At 41.3% G+C, this 16818-nt stretch carries 12 protein-coding genes; 6 read left to right on the top strand and 6 right to left on the bottom strand.

Features of this window, described 5'->3' with window-relative positions; all coding sequences use genetic code 11:
- Nucleotides 1–91 precede the first annotated feature (91 nt).
- Nucleotides 92–1234: a N(5)-(carboxyethyl)ornithine synthase gene (locus tag H5180_RS15520; protein ID WP_182758544.1), complete on the top strand. Its 1143-nt coding sequence runs from the start codon at nucleotides 92–94 to the stop codon at nucleotides 1232–1234.
- Nucleotides 1235–1296: 62 nt separating this feature from the next.
- On the opposite strand, the gene H5180_RS15525 is transcribed toward H5180_RS15520, so the two are convergent.
- The 5 genes from H5180_RS15525 to H5180_RS15545 all read right to left on the bottom strand — a co-directional run bounded on the left by H5180_RS15525 (nucleotide 1297) and on the right by H5180_RS15545 (nucleotide 11488).
- Entirely contained in the window at nucleotides 1297–1560 is a 264-nt protein-coding gene (locus H5180_RS15525) for a biotin/lipoyl-containing protein (protein ID WP_182758545.1), read from the bottom strand.
- 28 nt (nucleotides 1561–1588) lie between these two features.
- A complete protein-coding gene (locus H5180_RS15530; RefSeq protein ID WP_182758547.1) occupies nucleotides 1589–6910 on the bottom strand; it encodes a DNA repair ATPase in 5322 nt (1773 codons plus the stop codon).
- Between the two features lie 81 nt (nucleotides 6911–6991).
- Nucleotides 6992–9094, bottom strand: a complete 2103-nt coding sequence (locus tag H5180_RS15535) for a flotillin family protein (RefSeq protein WP_145237480.1) — start codon at nucleotides 9092–9094, stop codon at nucleotides 6992–6994.
- A 62-nt stretch (nucleotides 9095–9156) separates the two neighbouring features.
- Nucleotides 9157–9780: a YqiJ family protein gene (locus tag H5180_RS15540; RefSeq protein WP_257325469.1), complete on the bottom strand. Its 624-nt coding sequence runs from the start codon at nucleotides 9778–9780 to the stop codon at nucleotides 9157–9159.
- 217 nt (nucleotides 9781–9997) lie between these two features.
- The gene (locus H5180_RS15545; protein ID WP_182758549.1) at nucleotides 9998–11488 is read right to left on the bottom strand and encodes a dipeptidase; all 1491 of its coding nucleotides are present in this window, start codon (nucleotides 11486–11488) and stop codon (nucleotides 9998–10000) included.
- A 190-nt stretch (nucleotides 11489–11678) separates the two neighbouring features.
- On the opposite strand from H5180_RS15545, the gene H5180_RS15550 reads away from it, so the two are divergent.
- From H5180_RS15550 to H5180_RS15565, 4 genes are all read left to right on the top strand, one after another.
- Entirely contained in the window at nucleotides 11679–11849 is a 171-nt protein-coding gene (locus tag H5180_RS15550) for a DUF2986 domain-containing protein (protein WP_145237486.1), read from the top strand.
- A gap of 297 nt (nucleotides 11850–12146) precedes the next feature.
- On the top strand, nucleotides 12147–13547 hold the full coding sequence (locus tag H5180_RS15555) for a pre-peptidase C-terminal domain-containing protein (RefSeq protein ID WP_182758550.1): 1401 nt from the start codon (nucleotides 12147–12149) through the stop codon (nucleotides 13545–13547).
- Nucleotides 13548–13675: 128 nt separating this feature from the next.
- Nucleotides 13676–13834 carry a hypothetical protein gene (locus tag H5180_RS15560; protein WP_182758552.1) on the top strand — a complete coding sequence of 53 codons (159 nt, stop codon included), beginning with the start codon at nucleotides 13676–13678 and terminating at the stop codon, nucleotides 13832–13834.
- Nucleotides 13835–13977: 143 nt separating this feature from the next.
- Nucleotides 13978–14793: a GyrI-like domain-containing protein gene (locus H5180_RS15565; RefSeq protein WP_220493124.1), complete on the top strand. Its 816-nt coding sequence runs from the start codon at nucleotides 13978–13980 to the stop codon at nucleotides 14791–14793.
- 64 nt (nucleotides 14794–14857) lie between these two features.
- Here the strand turns inward: H5180_RS15565 and H5180_RS15570 are convergent, their stop codons facing one another.
- Complete coding sequence (locus tag H5180_RS15570) at nucleotides 14858–15826, bottom strand: TDT family transporter (RefSeq protein WP_145237495.1); 969 nt, start codon at nucleotides 15824–15826, stop codon at nucleotides 14858–14860.
- Nucleotides 15827–15937: 111 nt separating this feature from the next.
- Between H5180_RS15570 and H5180_RS15575 the strand changes: the two genes are divergently transcribed.
- Nucleotides 15938–16816 carry a LysR family transcriptional regulator gene (locus H5180_RS15575; RefSeq protein WP_182758554.1) on the top strand — a complete coding sequence of 293 codons (879 nt, stop codon included), beginning with the start codon at nucleotides 15938–15940 and terminating at the stop codon, nucleotides 16814–16816.
- The last annotated feature ends 2 nt before the right edge of the window (nucleotides 16817–16818 follow it).

The raw sequence follows: 16818 nt of genomic DNA on the forward strand, positions 1-16818 counted from the left end.
TGTTTCGCTTGCCTGAAAAACAGCCCACAGTTTGTTGGCGAAGTAGCATCATTCGTTTATGAACTCAGCATACTTTAAACAAGGCGATAGCATGAGTGAATTAACTATTGGCGTAATTGGTACGTCACGCAAGACAGATGAACGACGTTACCCTATCCACCCAGACCACCTTAAGCGCATTCCAGAACAACTTAGAAAACAACTGATCTTTGAACAAGGCTACGGCGAAGCTTTTAATGTGAGCGATGCGCAAATAGCCGCATTAACCGGTGGTGTTGCAAGTCGCAGTGATATTTTAACCAAAATAGGCACCGTGATCATCGCCAAACCGGTGCTTGCTGATTTACAGGAGTTACGTGAAGGTGGAACCCTTTGGGGCTACGTACATTGCGTACAACAACGCGAAATAACCCAAGCTGCACTTGATAGAAAACTCACTCTCATTGCGTTTGAAGATATGTTTGTATGGTCGCCGCAAGGCAATGTTGGTCGTCATACTTTTTATAAAAATAACGAAATGGCCGGCTACTGTGCGGTGTTACACGCACTGCAGCTCAAAGGTATTGATGGACATTATGGTGATCAGCGTAAAACCATCATCTTTAGTTTTGGTGCTGTTAGTCGCGGTGCAATTTATGCACTCAAAGCCCATGGTTTTAGAGATATTACGATTTGCATCCAGCGCCCCGATCACGAAGTACGCGAAGAGATCCTCGACTGCCATTACGTTAAAGTTCGCCAAGGCCAACACGATGAAGCACGGATGATGGTGGTTGAACACGATGGGACGCAACGACCACTAACGGAGCTCATTAGCGAAGCCGATATTATCGTAAATGGCACTTTTCAAGAAACTGCAAACCCAGTTAATTTTGTTATTGAATCTGAAGCGGACTGCCTAAAAGCAAACAGTTTAATTATAGATGTAAGCTGTGACGAAGGTATGGGGTTCTTTTTTGCTAAACCGACCACATTTGCAAATCCGATGTTTCGCTATGAAACCGTTGATTATTACGCGGTTGATCATACACCTAGTTATTTATGGGAAAGCGCAACACGTTCAATCTCAGCCGCAATGATTGTATACTTACCTACAGTATTAGCAGGCAAGGCACAATGGCAAAAAAATGAAACCATCCGTCGTGCGATTAATATTGAAGACGGTATAATCAAAAATACTGCGATTCTAGCGTTTCAAAAGCGCCAATTAAACCCGCCTTATAATGCACTTTAGTTATTAAACATCAATAAACACGCCGAGCAGCTAATCCTGCTCGACGAGTTCATCTGTAAGAGTCATTGTTCTGATGTTGTTTGCTCACCAGCAACTTTTTCTCTCAGTTGCATCACCACTTGCTCTGATATAGCTAAATCGCCTTGCTTGGCACTAAAGCTATGAACAACCCCGGCAGAGGCAGCAACCACTTCCAACACCACTTTATCAAAATCAACATCAAATAAAGTTTGGTCTCGTACTACGGCATCCCCCTCATTAACGTAAATTGCCGAAATCGTAGCCTTACCCATCATTCCTTGTAGTTCAGGTACTTTGATATCCATATTGCTTCCTTTGTGGTTAATTTAAATGCTATTTCGCGCCCCATGCAGCAATCAATTTTTCAAACTGAGCCTGCACATTGTTATTATTGATACCTTGAGTTTGTTGGTTAATTGCATTAACAAGCTCAGTAAATGACGTTTGGTTATTGTTACTGGTAACCGCTGCAGTTAGCGCATTCACAGCCTCTTTATTATCAAGGGCTGCAAGTTGCTCAATTAACGCCTGCAAGTGTGACTGATAGTTATTACCAGCTATAGCAAGGCTTAATTGCTCTAAACTTGCCATATAAGGCGTTTGCACAAAACCATTATCAAGCGATTGCGCTATGCTACTAATTGCTTGTTTATTATCTAAACCTTGAATATTCACACCAACACTTTGTAATAACTGGCTGTAATCGTGGCTTAGGTTGTTTTTACTGAGTTTACCGGCAATCTCTTCCAGTGATTGATGCAAATAACCCATTTGCTCCACCGCCATCATCACCGGACTGCCGGCGCCATCAAGTTTATTTAAACGTACAAAGTCACCTTTAATTTGACTAAAGCGCTGCTGCTGCTCTGCGCTTAAGGTGCCACGCAGTTCACCGAGTTTAAGTAAGTTCTCTTCAGAGCCTTTACTGAGTGTTTGCGCTTCACCACGATAATGGTCACAAATCAAGTTTTCTAGCTCTTCGTCATTCATGGCAGCAACGACTTTTTCTGCCATTTTATTCATATTACGGTAGCTGCCCTGCAATTTAAATGGCGGCTCTGTGCGGTAATTATTATCTTGCGCGGCTGAGGCAATATACTGGGCGTTCACTTTTAGTACGGTATTACGAATAGTGATTAGTCGTATAAGTACCGCTTTAATTTCGTTAACTTCCGCTTGTGAATAGCCGTGTTCAAGCTCATTTAATGAAATATCTTCGCCTTGACACATCCGCACTAACTTATATAAATCTTCCATGTTGCGGTTAGCCAATGGCGCTAATACTGCATTAGATGTTAGCGCATTTTCTATAAAGCTCATGGCAAACTCTTGCTCACACCCGGCTAAGGTATCGCCAAGATTATAAATATCGGCGCGGTTTGCCAACATATCAGGAATTTTAAAGCTCTCACCAGATTCTGTATACGGGTTACCTGCCATCACTACGGCAAACTTTTTACCGCGTAAATCATAGGTTTTACTTTTACCGTTCCACACCCCGTCAATACGTCTTGAGCCATCACACAAAGAAATAAACTTTTGTAAAAACTCAGGGTTAGTATGCTGAATATCATCTAAATACAGCATCACGTTATTGCCCATTTCAAAGCTCTGATTGATTTTTGCAATCTCTTTTTCAGCAGTAGCATTAATGGCTTGAGCAGGATCGAGTGACACCTGATCGTGCCCTATCGACGGGCAATTTACTTTTACAAAAGTCAGCCCTAAACGGTTAGCAACGTATTCAACTAAGGTTGTTTTACCGTAACCTGGCGGCGAGATCAGTAATAGCATGCCCATTAAATCAGTGCGTTTGTTTTTACCTGCTGAGCCAATTTGTTTTGCTAAGTTATCACCAATAATTGGGAAGTACACTTTATTGATCAGCTGATTACGTACAAACGAGCTAAGTGGCCTGGCTTTAAATTCCTCAAGTTGCAGGCGCTCTTTTTGCGCCGCTAAAATATCACTGCGCAGTGCATGATACTGCTCAAAAGCCGGTACTTGCTCAGTGATGTATTTACGAGTTCTGGCATAAAACTCTGCATAATCAACATGTAAAGTTTGCTCTTGCACTCGTTTATGCTGCCCCATTAAACGCTCAACTTGGGTGTTTGGGGTGACGTCCAACACAGTGTATTTTAATGTTGTGGTGGCACTGAGATGCAAGTAGTTAGCCGCTTCCGCCTGCACCATCGCCGACACTTTAGGATTTTGCATGCAGTACGCATTAAGCCAACTTAAAAATAATAATGCCCGCTCATCAGTTTGCTTTACGTTTTCACAGGCCTGAGCAAGCTCGTTGCTATAACCTTTGGCTTTAGCGTCACTGCTAAACTGTTCAGCTAAATTTTTAGCTTGTTGAGAAACGATAAATAGCTGTTGCTCTGCCGTTTTTTGTTGCGCTAATTGTTGCACTAAATAAGCTGCGGCCAAGTCAGTGGATAAATCAGCAAAACGTGCAGATAATTTGCTAACTTGAGTTAAAAAGGCATTGATCTGTTCACTTAACTGCGCAGTTAACGTGCCGATAAAACTGGTCGCAGCAAAGTGTTTATCCATCAAAATAGCATTGCTCGCTTGATGGAAATATTCGTTCAGTTGTGCAGATGACAATTGCGCACTAAATAACTGCGCAATAATACGACAACTAGCCGGATAAATAAGTAAGTCCAGACTATTTTTTTGCGTCAATAAGGTGTCAATAATTGCCCATGCATCGTGGTCATGAATGCCTTTTTCATAGCCTTCTTGATAGCGCGGTTCAGCAAATTTTTGCACCAGCTGCAATAATTGTTTATCTCGCTGTGCCTGCTCTAATTGTGCAAAAGTCAGCGAATGCTCACTGTTTTCACAAGCGAGTAATATTTGCGCAGCTAAATACTCACCACGATAAACCACCTCACTTTCCGAAACTAATGTTTGTTGCCACAAATGACGGCTTTGCTGTAACGTTTGTAAGCTTTTCTCATCTGTTATTGGCTCAAAATAATCAGTACCCGTTAAGTGCAGCATCAGCTGCTCGTCACGCGGCAATAAGGTTAAATCGAGTAATTGCTTATTAACACTAAAAGCGTGCTTACCAATACTGACTGTATTGCCGCCGTCAGTGAAAATATCTTGTTTATCACGTAACGAACGTATGCCCTGATCTTTACTGGCTTTTAGCTTTGATTGGATATCATCGGCACGAATTTCATCGCCTAACTCTTTAAGCTCACTAGTCAATGCACGAAGCTTGCTGATCATAGGATCGGCGGCAAAATAAGTATTTAATGCATCAAGCTCAGTAAAGCTTTGCGCACGGCGGTTAACGCCTTGCAATATACGCTCGGCGGCATTGGCTAAATTCAATGCGCGGCGCTGACGGGTATCAATTAAGCTTTGTTTATGCGCTTCAAAGCTTTCGTATACGTCATCACGTTTGGCAATGATCTCTGTCAGATATTCGTCAAAATCACTAAATTGCGATTCCAGCTCTTCAAGCTGAATAAGCAAACGTGAAAGTTGCTCGTCACACGCCTCTGGGGTTTTAGCATTATTTAGTGCGTTGGTAATACTTTGCGAAAAAAGCTTAAAGCGTGCGGCAAATTCAGCTTTAGCTTCAACACTGCCAAGGCTCTTTTGACGGATTTCAATGCTCGCTTTAGCACGATTAACCAACGCATAAACAGCGCTGATATCTTCGAGGATTTGCGTGCGCACACGGCTGTCGTCGATGTCTAAATCAAGCATAGTGTGGTTAAGTAAATCCAGCTCTACACTTTGCGCATCTAACTGTGCGATATAGGTCTTCAGCTCGCTAACGCTTTCGCTTTTACTGCTTAGCTCTTCAAGCTCTTTAAGTTTTTCGTGGTACGGCGCCAGCGCGCTGTCTTGTTGTAAAAACGCGGCAGTTGCTTGGCTTACTTCAACCAGCCGTGTATCAATTTCACTTTGTAAGTTATTCAGTGCAGCAATATCTATATATTTAATATCTTCAAGGCTTATTACTTGCCCTTTGAGCATTTTTAATGCATCAATACCTTGCACAAATTGCGGTGCGACTTTAAAGCTATCAGGACGTACTTCTCGGGTTACATCAGTGTATTGCTTATTAATATCCACCAAGGCTTGCTTGGCTTTGTTTTGAATCTCGGTGACTTTTTCAAACTCATCAAGCACTTGCTCAGCGGTTTCATTGATGCTGTGTAGGTTTTGTGCGATTTCAGCAAATTCGCTTTCGTTAAGCCAATGGTAACGGTCAAAGATATTCCGGCTAAGGGCAATTAAATCTTCGTAATGAAATAAAGTCGGGCTTTGCTCGCTAATGGCTTTACAGACACTGTATAAATCAGAAATACCGCGAACTAAATCGGGGTTACCTATTTTACCAAAAAAGCTAGTAAGTGGCGGCGCATTGGCTGCAAATTCAGCCGATACAAACGGGCTTTGCCAAATTTGAATCGGGTGTACTCGCTCCGCTTGGTCTTTATCGGCTTTAAAAGTCAGCGTTATACCATCGTTGTAAATAGCATAACCGTGACAATAAATTGGATTTTGCAGGTTTTTATCAATAATATTATAGGCAAATAGCGCGTAACGGCCTTCACTTGGCTCGTAAAACACGTATAAAACATCTTCGCCGTTTGGTGACTTTATATGTCGGTGAAATTCTAAATCTTCTATTTGCTCTTCAAACGAGCGTGCTTGCCCTGATTGTAAGTAGTAACCGCCAGGGAAAATAATGCCGTGATCTTCAGGTAAAGTAACACATGCACTGCCGATTGCATCTTGGCGCATGACCTGCTGAGTGCGGGTGTTATAAATAAAGTAACGCCATGTTTTTTCACGGTATGGGAGAATTTTTAGCAGCACTAAGTCGCCTACCAGCGCGTACTCAACTTCGCTGTCAGCAAGGGATTGGTTTTTATCATCAACAGCTTCTTGATAAATCCCTTCACCGGTGTCAGTGCTGTTTTCTATTTTAATGGTCAGTGAACCGCCAATGGTTTCAACAAACACTTGGTCCGCGATGTTGATATGAGCGTGGCGCCCTTCTATGTGGTTACTTCGGTCAGTTTTGAGCCATTCAAAATCATAGTCATGTGCGTGTTGAATATCACGCTCACCGCGGTTATCGATATAATTAATGGTGTTGTCTGGGTGAATTTCCCAGCGAAAAACCCGCACATCCGATAACTTGTCACCGATTTGGAATAGAGCAAATAGCTTGCCATTTTGTTGATATAAATGCTGTAGGCTGGTTTGTTTGTAGTAGGTATACAGTTCTTCAAAATCACGAATAAAACGACTATCGGTTAAAAAACGCGTTGTCTCTGGGTAAGGCTCAATTTCGTAATGGTCGTCTTGCTCCACCAACTTTTGTACACTAAATACATCACTGATTGCGGTTTCTTTTTTTAATCCCAAAAATACGTTGTAAGCAAAGATAACTTTATCGCCAATAATCACGATATCGCGCGGGGTACAATTTTGCTCCGTACGAACGCGAACACGCCCTTTTACTTGTAGATCAGTGCTACCAAACTCGTTAATACGCTGTGTATTTACATCATCTATTTGCGTTTTTAAACTAGCACCAAAATTATTTAAGCGGCGTTTAATTAAATCGTACGAGCCTTGTTCTAGCGCTTGTTGAGTTGCGTCCGTCATGAAACCTATCCTGAAATTTAATAGAAGTTAGCCGCAATAGTTAAACTATTGCGGCTACAACGAGAGAACTTAGAAATTAAGCTAGTCTTTTGGATCTAGTTTAATTTTCTCATCTAACCCACCACCTAAGTTACCGCCTAACATGCTTAGTAATTGGCTTTTTTCAGCCGCAGAGGTATTACTTAACTGCTTTAATAACTTACTCATGTTGAAGTTTTTAAGTGTTTCGGCTGAGCCATTCGCCCCAGCTAACACCCCTTTTAGGTCTTCAATTAAATTACGATCACCATTTAAGTGATCTTTAAATACGGTTTGTACGGTTTTACTTTCATCAACTAAGCCATCAATTGATTTACCTAAACTAATTGCACTCATAAATTGATTAAAGAACTGACCATCGCCGCCCATAATATTAATATCAGCATTACCTAAGGCTTTCGCCATAATATGTGCTTGGTGCTCAGCAATGTCTTTGCTGGCCGAAATTTTTGCCAATACGAGCTCTTTTTGCTGGTTAAGCTGCAGCGTAAAGCTTTCGTAATCGCGAGCATCTTGATCCATTGCGTTCAAGGCTTGTAGCTTCTCTTCAAGGCCTTTTGCTTCGGCGCGCATCTTACGCTCTAGGTTAATCGCTTCCACTTCACCTTGTTTCTCATTCGCATCAGCCATGGCTGTTTGTACTTGCGCCTGAGATAAACCAATTTCACGATTACCTTGTGCTTCAGCTTCAAGTTTTTGACGCATTACTTTAGCATCAGTTTCACCTTGAATTGCATTTGCTTCGGCCTTCGCTTTAATAACATCCGCTTCAGCAAGCCCTTTAGCAGCTGTTTCAACTTGTTGCGCATGCGCCAAAATCTTTTTCGACTCAGCTTGTTGATTAGCAATTCTAAGCTCTGCATTGGCCATTGTTTCAAGCTCACGAGCTTTATATTCTGCGGCTTGCTCTTGCGCTTTTGCAGCTTCGATATCTTTTACTAATGACTGTTCGGCTTCGGCTTTGGCACGAATGATCATCGCACTCTTCTCGCGCTCTGCACCTGCGAGTACCTTCACATCTTTAATGCGCTCTTCTTCTTCAGCCACTGATTTTTCAACAATCACGCGATCACGCACTACATCGGCAATTTCTTTACGTTCTACTTCCAGTGCTTTTTCTTTATTGATGCGCAGGATTTCGGTTTCTCTTTCACGTTCGATCACTTCAATTTCACGTGAACGAGCAACTTTCTCTTCTTCAATACCCAAAACGCGTAATCGGTTTTGTTCGGCAATATCAAGCTCACGTTGCTTATTTTGCTCGCTAATGCCAATCGCTTCTTCTGTTTGAATGCGGGCTTGCTCTGATTTTAAGCGCTCTTCTTGGCGTACTTTTTCAGCTTCGGCATATTCGCGGGCTTTCACGGTTTCAATTTCGCGCACTTGACGTGACATTGCATCTTGCTTTTGACGCTCAATTTCCAGTGACTTTTCGGTGGCTTCTTGATTTTGAATCTCAATTTTAGCGCGTTCATCACACTTCAATTGATTGGTAGATACATTTTGTACTGCTGTCATTTCAGTGATGCGGCGAATACCTTCGGCATCGAGAATATTTTGCGGATCGAGCTTATCAATTGACGTTTGTTCAAGGTAATCAATAGCAACATCTTCAAGTGAATAACCCGATAAATCTTGGCCAATCACTTCTTTAATATTATCGCGAAATTCATTTCGGTGAGTAAATAACTCAACAAAATCCATTCGCTTACCAACAGTTTTAAGTGCTTCTGAGAATTTCGCTTCAAACAATTCTTGCAATGTGGCGTGCTCTGATGCACGGGCGCAACCGACTTGCTTAGCAACGCGTAAAATATCTTCTTTGTTTTCGTTAACACGAATATAAAAAGTAATGGCGATATCGGCGCGAATATTATCTTTACAGATCAAACCGCCTTTATCTTTACGCTCAAGCACCATGCGCTTGGTTGAAATGTCCATCACTTCCATTTTATGGATCACAGGATAAACAATTCCGCCCGTAGTGGTGACATCGGGCTCGTTCTTCATTTTATTAATGATCAGTGCTTGGCCTTGCTCTACCTTGCGATAAAACTTGCCGATAATTAGCAAAATAGCAAAAATAACAGCGATTGCTATACCTACAAATGTCAATATAGGTATGAGATTATCTAAAAATTCCATGTTATGTCCTAACGTGATTATCGATTTATTATGTGTTACTTACCCCTAAATAAACTAGGGTATTACCAAGGTTTGGCGGTAATAATGTAACAGTGTTGCTCTTTGAGGTGTTCAAGCAACACCGCTGTGTCACCTGATGTAAATTGCTCGTCATTTTCAGCTCTAACTTCAAGTAACTGCTCAGTACCTTGAAATTTAACCCGTGCTTGGCCAAATGTATTAGTTACTTTGCCAGTAACAACAACACATTCTAAACCCAGTAAATCTGAACTTTGCGAGGTTTGTGCGCTGCTAAAAAAGCGCTGTAATGGCCGAGAAATAATGGCCGCAATTGGCATAGCAATCAGCAAACAAACGCCCAGCATTAGCACGCCAAAAATATAAAACCACATACCATCGCCTAACAGGTAGGCAAAAAACTTATGGGCATAGATGCTGATCAACCAGCTACTCATCACTACGAGACTAATAGATACAGTAATTGGGATGCCACCAAACCCCATGCTAAACCATGAACTCAAGCCTGAGCTTTGCGACGCATCGGCTTCAATTTCTAGATCTGATTCAAACATGTCAATATCAGCAAAGCCAATAAGGGTTATTAGCCAAAACAACATCACAACTAACAACAGGGCTGAAAAAATAACGGTGGGGAAAGTAAGCGCTAAGTTTAAAAATTCCATCATTACAACTATCCATTTATTTTAAACGCAGTAGGCGATAAAACTTTTTATCATTTAGTCGCGTAAATGTTAAGTGTTTTATGGAAAATCAACGTTGTTAATATAAAAAATTGTAAATGAACGACTACTTTAAAACGTTAACTTAGCTTAATTAACGACTTAGAAGTAAAAAAACGCCGCAATTTAGCGGCGTTTTACTTTGTGTGTATGACGACCTAAGTTACATATTACCCAGCTTTATCATCATTGCTGTATACATTTTAAGATTGAGCTTAAGTTGTTCAACTGTAATAAACTCATGCTCTGAGTGACCGGTGTAGCGCTTGCCTGGCATTGATGGCCCAAACGATACCGCATTATCAAATAACTTGGCATTGGTGCCACCACCAATAGATACAAACCCAGCCTCTTGATCACCGGTAAAATGTTTAAAAATATCTAACAATGCTTGTGCATGAGGTGCGCTGTCGAGCAACATTGGCGTGCCAATCACCACATCAACACCAGATAACTTTACGTTATTTCTCACTTGCCAATTACTCAGTGCGGTATCAATTTGCGTACGCAATACCGCTTCATCTTTACCCATTGGGCGACGTAAATTCACAGCGAGTGTGAGTTCATTACCATTACGTTCAATAAGCGTTGGTGCTACTGTCATAGGTCCCATAAAGTCATGTTTATAAGCAATATCACCAAACTGTTTGCCATGTATATCAAGACCAATTAGCTGATTAATAAACGCAATTACTTGGCCATCACTGTTATTCTCAAGCTCAACACCTTTAAAAACTTCTGCTAAGTAAGCAATGGCGTTAACCCCAGATTCTGGCTCTGATGAATGAGCAGACAACCCTTTTACGCTGATAACAACACCATCAGCTTGCTCGCTAAAGTTAAATTCCACAGCGTTAAGCGCACTCGCTGCATGTTTAAGTTTGCTGACTAACGCAGTATCGGCGTTATGTAACACCACACTCGCATCTTCTGGTATTTGGCTTTTAAAAGCGCCGCCAGTAAGTTCACTTACATACACTCCTGTTTGTGCTGAGGTAGCATTAAACGTTGGTGCAATTAAGCTCCAACCTTTTTCCGCGACAACCACCGGGTATGACGCATCAATAGTAACCGCATATTTAGGCTGCTGATAGCTTTTCATAAACTCTTCAAGCGGACCCCAATCAGATTCTTCAGCTAAGTAAATCATCAACTCAATACGATTATTAAGTGTGATCTGTTGATCTTTTATAGCTTTCATTGCATATAAAGCGGTTGCGATAGCACCTTTATCATCTTCTGTTCCACGCGCAATTAATTTACCTGGCTCTGAGGTACTATCTATTTCAAACGGGCTTTTTTTCCACTTACTTGCGTTGGCAGGTTGCACATCGCCATGGGTTACTATGGTTACTTTATCTGTTTGTTGACCCATACCAATTAAGACTATGTAACCTAAATCTTGGTAATCAAAACCAAGTTCAGCAGCTTTCATTTTTAACAAAGCTTTAAAGCCAATAAAGTCGGGATTATCAGGAGTATTGATGCCGTCTTTATTAACCGTCGGGAATGATACTAAATTAGCTAAGGTATGAATTTGTGCACTTTGATATATATTGACCGCATATTGCGCCGCAGCATCGCTGCGCGTATCAAGGTTAGCATGTGCATTGGCGGCCAAAAGTGCCAAACTGGCTAAAATAAACTGTTTCAAAACAAATTCCTATTTTTAAAAGACCGAGAATTGGATAAACCAAACGACTCTGCAATTGTAACGTTGTTAACCTTTATTAAGCCAGCACTGTACCTATCACAGCAAGATTCAGAGCAAAATATTTAAATAGCTAATGGCTGCAATAAGGCTGTATACTATGCCACCAATTTTAAGCGCGTGAAGATAAACCATGAACCGCAGAAAAAAGATCGTTACTAAATTTAATCAAAGAGATAAGCGCGCTAACGCTAAATTACACAAAAGTAATAAGCCTGCTTACGTTTCTAAAGCTGAACGTGAAAGATTGGCTTTACTTGTTGAGGAACAACCAGTTGCTTTAGTAAATGATGAAGCGAATTGATAAACCAATAAAAACATAAACTTGAGATTTAAGTAAAATAAAAGTTAATAAATAGCTGCAAATTGCACACCTAACTGTAATATTGAATATTCAGCAACAATACTGAAACACACCAATAATCACTTAGGAGGCATAAATGAACAAATTATTTATTATCGCTCCTAGTGCTCCTCAAGAATGTTCTGTCAACTATCATTTAAGTGAATGGTTCGACGAATAAAAAAACCTGAATAATTTAAAAGCAATAATGCCTCGCAGTAGGAAGGCTTCTATGTAATTAAAATTCAGGTAACAATAATGAAAAGAAAACTCTCAATTCTTAATGGATCACTAGCCGCGTGCATGTTTTTTTCGTTTGCAAGCAATGCTTGCTTAACAAACGAAGTTGAATCAAACGACACTGAAAGCAATGCAAATACCCAACTTTGTAGTAATACCACCATTGCAGGCTCGTTGAGCCGCAATGATACTGATTGGTTTAGCTTTGAAGTAACTCAAGTCGGGCCTATTGAGGTCAGCCTTGAGCACAACACTAACGATGATTTTGACTGGGCATTATACCAAGAAACAGGATCTGCTGTTGCCGAAGGGGCAACTAGCAATGTACCAGAAACAGGCAGTTATAGTGCACAATCAACGGGTACTTATTATGTAAAAGTAACGCGTTACTCCGGTACAGGTTGGTACGATTTAACGGTCAATTTTGGTGAAGGTAGTAACACCGGTGGCGGAAGTGGCAGCGGTGATTGTGGCTATAGCTCTCGCCCTGCAAAGCCAGGTTCATTACAAGCATATTTACAAGGTGGCAGTGCTGATTCATGCAACACATTAACAGCTGATCAAGGTGCTGTATTACTTATGGGCGGTGGCAGCGATGTTGATCAAGCATTTAGTAATCGCGTTGCTAACCATGTTGGCAGCGGTGCCGATGTTGTTGTGCTTAGAACCTCTGGTACTGACGCTTATAACGATTATTTACTGAACTTAATGAATGCCGACTCAGTAGAAACACTGATCATTGATACTCGCAACAAAGCGAATGATGACTATGTTGACTGGGCTATCCGCAGTGCCGAATTTGTATGGATTGCAGGCGGTGACCAATCTGATTATCTTAATCAATGGCAAGGTACAAAAGTACAAACCGCTGTGCAACACGTTTTTGATAAGGGCGGTGTCGTTGGCGGAACGTCTGCAGGCATGGCATTAATGGCAAACAGCGTGTACGATCCAGATGGCGTTGCTGGCGCAGTATCAGATGAAGTAGTCACTGCCTTTTGCCACGAAACACTTAACTTCAGCAGTCGATTTATTGATGTGCCTGTATTAAACAACAGCTTAACCGATACACACTTCCAAGAACGTGACAGAATGGGGCGTGCCATCGTGTCTTTAGGCCATCACAGCAATCAGTATTTTTCTATTGCAGCCAGTGAGGCAACCTCACTGTTCATCGATGCCTCTGGTACAGGTGTTGTTGACGGCAGCAATGAAGTTTACATCTTTAAAGAAACGGCTAATACGCAAAGAGTGACATTGCAATGTGGGAGCCCAGTAAACTATCAAAATATTAATAGAGTAAAGCTACTACCTGGTGATAATTACAATGTGGTTAGCCACGCTCATAATGGTATGCAACTAGACGTGAGCATTAATGGTAATAACAATAACTTCTACTCCCCTATCAATCCTTATTAATTCCCCCAGTTAAGAGCCCTTTGGGCTCTTTTTTATTTAAAAAGCAACTTGAGCAATTTCAATCAGGCAGGCATTCTCTTACTTTGTCACACTGACGCCACTTCTGAATAAAAGTATAACGAGTAACTATGAAAAACACGCACCTACAGCGCATCCATCATGTCTGTGGTTACGTATACCCAAACCACCTCAAGATGCAAGTTTCAGTTGGAATTAAAAGCGATTTAGGCAAGGCATTGATTGCAAGTAATAGTGGCTCTATTATTAAAATTAATAACGCAGTATAAATCGCTTTTAAACCAACCCGTTGGGCGTTTCACAGGCACATACTCTCATCGTTGTTACTTCTTAAAAGGGACTGCCATTCTTGCAAAGTAACGCCTTGATATTAAGCACCTGTGAAACGCTGAATTCTGCATCTTGAGGTGGCTTGGGTATAAACCATATTGATGAGCCACTTACATTAGATAGTTTAAGTGCCGTTGCCTGTTGTTCTAAATTTCATTTTCATCGTTTATTTATCTCAATAATGGGGGTAAGCGTTACTAAGTACACGCAATTTGCTCGCTTAAAGCGCGCCTCTTATCGGCTTGCTTTTGAGCATCACAAACGCATTATTGATATTGCATTAGAGGCAAGTTTTGAAAGTCCTGAAGCTTTTAGTCGTGCTTTCAAACGTGTTTTTGCTCAATCCCCAACTCAGTTCAGAAGCACACCAAACTGGCCACATTGGCATGCGCAGTTTGACTTTAAAATACCTGAATTAAAGGTTAGTAATATGAAAGTAGAAATTGTTCACTTTGCACCGCAAGCTGTTGCGTTGCTTACCCACAACGGTTCGGCCACTAAGCTTATGGAAACAGCCGCACAGTTTATTAAATGGCGAAAAGAGTCAGGCTTATCACCGGTAAAAACCAGTGATACTTATGGCATCCCTTATAGCGATCCTGCGGTGACTGACGACAACGATTTTCGCTTTGACTTCGCCGGCAGCGTCAAGCAACCAATTAGCGATAATCAATACGGCGTAAAAAATGGTGAGATCCCGGCAGGTCGCTGCGCTTTAGTCAGGCACTTTGGCAGTCATGACACTATCAGCGACACTGTTTATTATCTATATCGTCAATGGTTACCAAACAGTGCTGAAGAAGTTAGAGATTTTCCGTGCTTCTTTCATTACTTAAATCTCATTCATGAAGTAGATGAGTGTGATTTAATAACTGATATTTACTTGCCGCTAAAATAATAATTAACCGCAGAGGCAAAATCTCATTATTGCCTCTTCGTTCTGTATTCAAACTATTACAATTTCACACCCTCAAGCCGTTTAAAGCCAAGGAACTAAAATAATGCGTATAACGGATCGCTACATAGCCAACCACAGCGCTTGCTACTAGCAATTCAACTACCGCTAAATGATGTATTTGGTTTATAAACTGTACATCAACATTCATAGTTAGCATCCAATCCGCGAGTTTAAATAACGCCGTAGCACCAATGACCATGGGAAAGGTAAATGCAGCAAACCCAGGGCAAAACCTGCGGCGTAGTAATTTAAAAAATGCCGTATAAATAATTAATGTCATTAGTATGGCAATACCAAATAACCCCCCAATTATCAATGGCGACGGCTGGGTCACTACAGTGAAATACCCCGCCAACGATAAGCTTGCCGGCGCCGCTAATATAGCTAATGTGGGCTGTGCAGCATCAGGAATTTGCTCAGCAAATATTATCCGGTAAATCATTAACGGCAACATAACTGCGTACATTAACATGCCAAAATAAAGTGCTGCTTGTGCTAAAAACAACAGTGCTGGGTTACCCGAGAACGCTACATCGGCAACAATAATACCCACAGGTGGTACAAACCAACTTGGCACCATGTGTTCAATTTTAAATTCACGAACACGATGAATAACAAAGCTCAATAAAAATCCTAAGTGCAATAAAAATGCGCCTACCCAAAGCACATCCCCTGCTAATGGATTAACGTGCCCTAACGAATTAGATACCACCAACGTTGCCATAGCAAAAGTAGGCACAACGCTACCTACAACAGGGTGCGCTAAATCGGCTTTTAGTAATTGCGGGTGCAGTAAAAATTTTAAGCCAAGTATTAATAATAATACGCTCGCAATTGCCGCCCCAGTGTATTGCGCTGCGCCATTTGCATTAAACATGTTTTCCCAAGCCCAACCAAGGCTGGCTATGCCTAATGCTAATCCACCCATTGGGGTAGGTGCGGTTATTACTTTGGCTTTTATATAATTAAACATGTTTATACTCCACACTCATTGTTTATCTTATACAGAAGTTTAACCTTGCATTTTGTTTAGTTAAATCTAATTATATAGAACACATGTTCATAAAAACTAAACATAAAACTCATGAATATTTCTCTTAAACAACTTAAAGTGTTTGTAGGTATTACTCAGCATGCAACACTTACCGCAGCCTCAGAGCGGCTTTATCTATCTAAAGCGGCAGTCAGTATGGCGCTTAGCGAGCTTGAAAAGCAGTTAGGTCACCCACTGTTTGACCGAGTAAATCATCGCTTAATTTTAAATCAAGAAGGGCAAAAATTACTGCCCTTGGCCGATGAATTACTGCACAGAGCAAATGATATTAATACGCTTTTTTCGCCCCAAGCAAAAGCCAGCGGCACCTTAAGAATAGGTGCCAGCGATACCATTGGTAATCATGTGTTGCCCTTTATACTCAGTGGATTTCGCCAACAACAGCAGCATTATTCACAGCAAGTTTTTATTTCAAATTCTGAGCTTATTTGCCAAAAACTGCGCGATTTTGAGCTCGACATTGCACTAATAGAAGGCCAAGCCCAGCAAAGCGACTTAGTCTCAACCGTGTTTAGCCAAGACTCTATGTGTATTATTGCACCGCTATCCCACCCTTTAGCTGCAAAATTACAGCTTAGTTTTAATGATTTAACAAACAGCGAATGGGTATTAAGGGAAGCTGGCTCTGGTTCACGCTCATTCTTTTTACAAAACCTCGCTACGCATATCGATAATTGGAGCCAAAGTTTTGAACTCAACACGACAGAGGCACTGATCAACAGCGTTGCTGAAGGGTTAGGGCTGGGGTGTTTATCGTCACTCGCGGCACAGTACGCTTTACAAGATGGCCGCGTTACGCAGCTTAACTTAAACCACCCCATGCAAAGGCGGTTTTGGTTGGTGATGCATAAAGACAAATACAAAAATCCGTTGTTAACGCAGTTTATAGATTTTTGTGATCAGCTGTAATT

The sequence above is a fragment of the Pseudoalteromonas sp. SR41-4 genome (genome assembly GCF_014163985.1).
Classification (GTDB): Bacteria; Pseudomonadota; Gammaproteobacteria; order Enterobacterales; family Alteromonadaceae; genus Pseudoalteromonas; species Pseudoalteromonas rhizosphaerae.

Coding starts and splice junctions, on each gene's coding strand:
- H5180_RS15520 (WP_182758544.1), top strand. CDS start 92: ATGAGTGAATTAACTATTGGCGTAATTGGTACGTCACGCAAGACAGAT.
- H5180_RS15525 (WP_182758545.1), bottom strand. CDS start 1,560: ATGGATATCAAAGTACCTGAACTACAAGGAATGATGGGTAAGGCTACG.
- H5180_RS15530 (WP_182758547.1), bottom strand. CDS start 6,910: ATGACGGACGCAACTCAACAAGCGCTAGAACAAGGCTCGTACGATTTA.
- H5180_RS15535 (WP_145237480.1), bottom strand. CDS start 9,094: ATGGAATTTTTAGATAATCTCATACCTATATTGACATTTGTAGGTATA.
- H5180_RS15540 (WP_257325469.1), bottom strand. CDS start 9,780: ATGATGGAATTTTTAAACTTAGCGCTTACTTTCCCCACCGTTATTTTT.
- H5180_RS15550 (WP_145237486.1), top strand. CDS start 11,679: ATGAACCGCAGAAAAAAGATCGTTACTAAATTTAATCAAAGAGATAAG.
- H5180_RS15555 (WP_182758550.1), top strand. CDS start 12,147: ATGAAAAGAAAACTCTCAATTCTTAATGGATCACTAGCCGCGTGCATG.
- H5180_RS15560 (WP_182758552.1), top strand. CDS start 13,676: ATGAAAAACACGCACCTACAGCGCATCCATCATGTCTGTGGTTACGTA.
- H5180_RS15570 (WP_145237495.1), bottom strand. CDS start 15,826: ATGTTTAATTATATAAAAGCCAAAGTAATAACCGCACCTACCCCAATG.
- H5180_RS15575 (WP_182758554.1), top strand. CDS start 15,938: ATGAATATTTCTCTTAAACAACTTAAAGTGTTTGTAGGTATTACTCAG.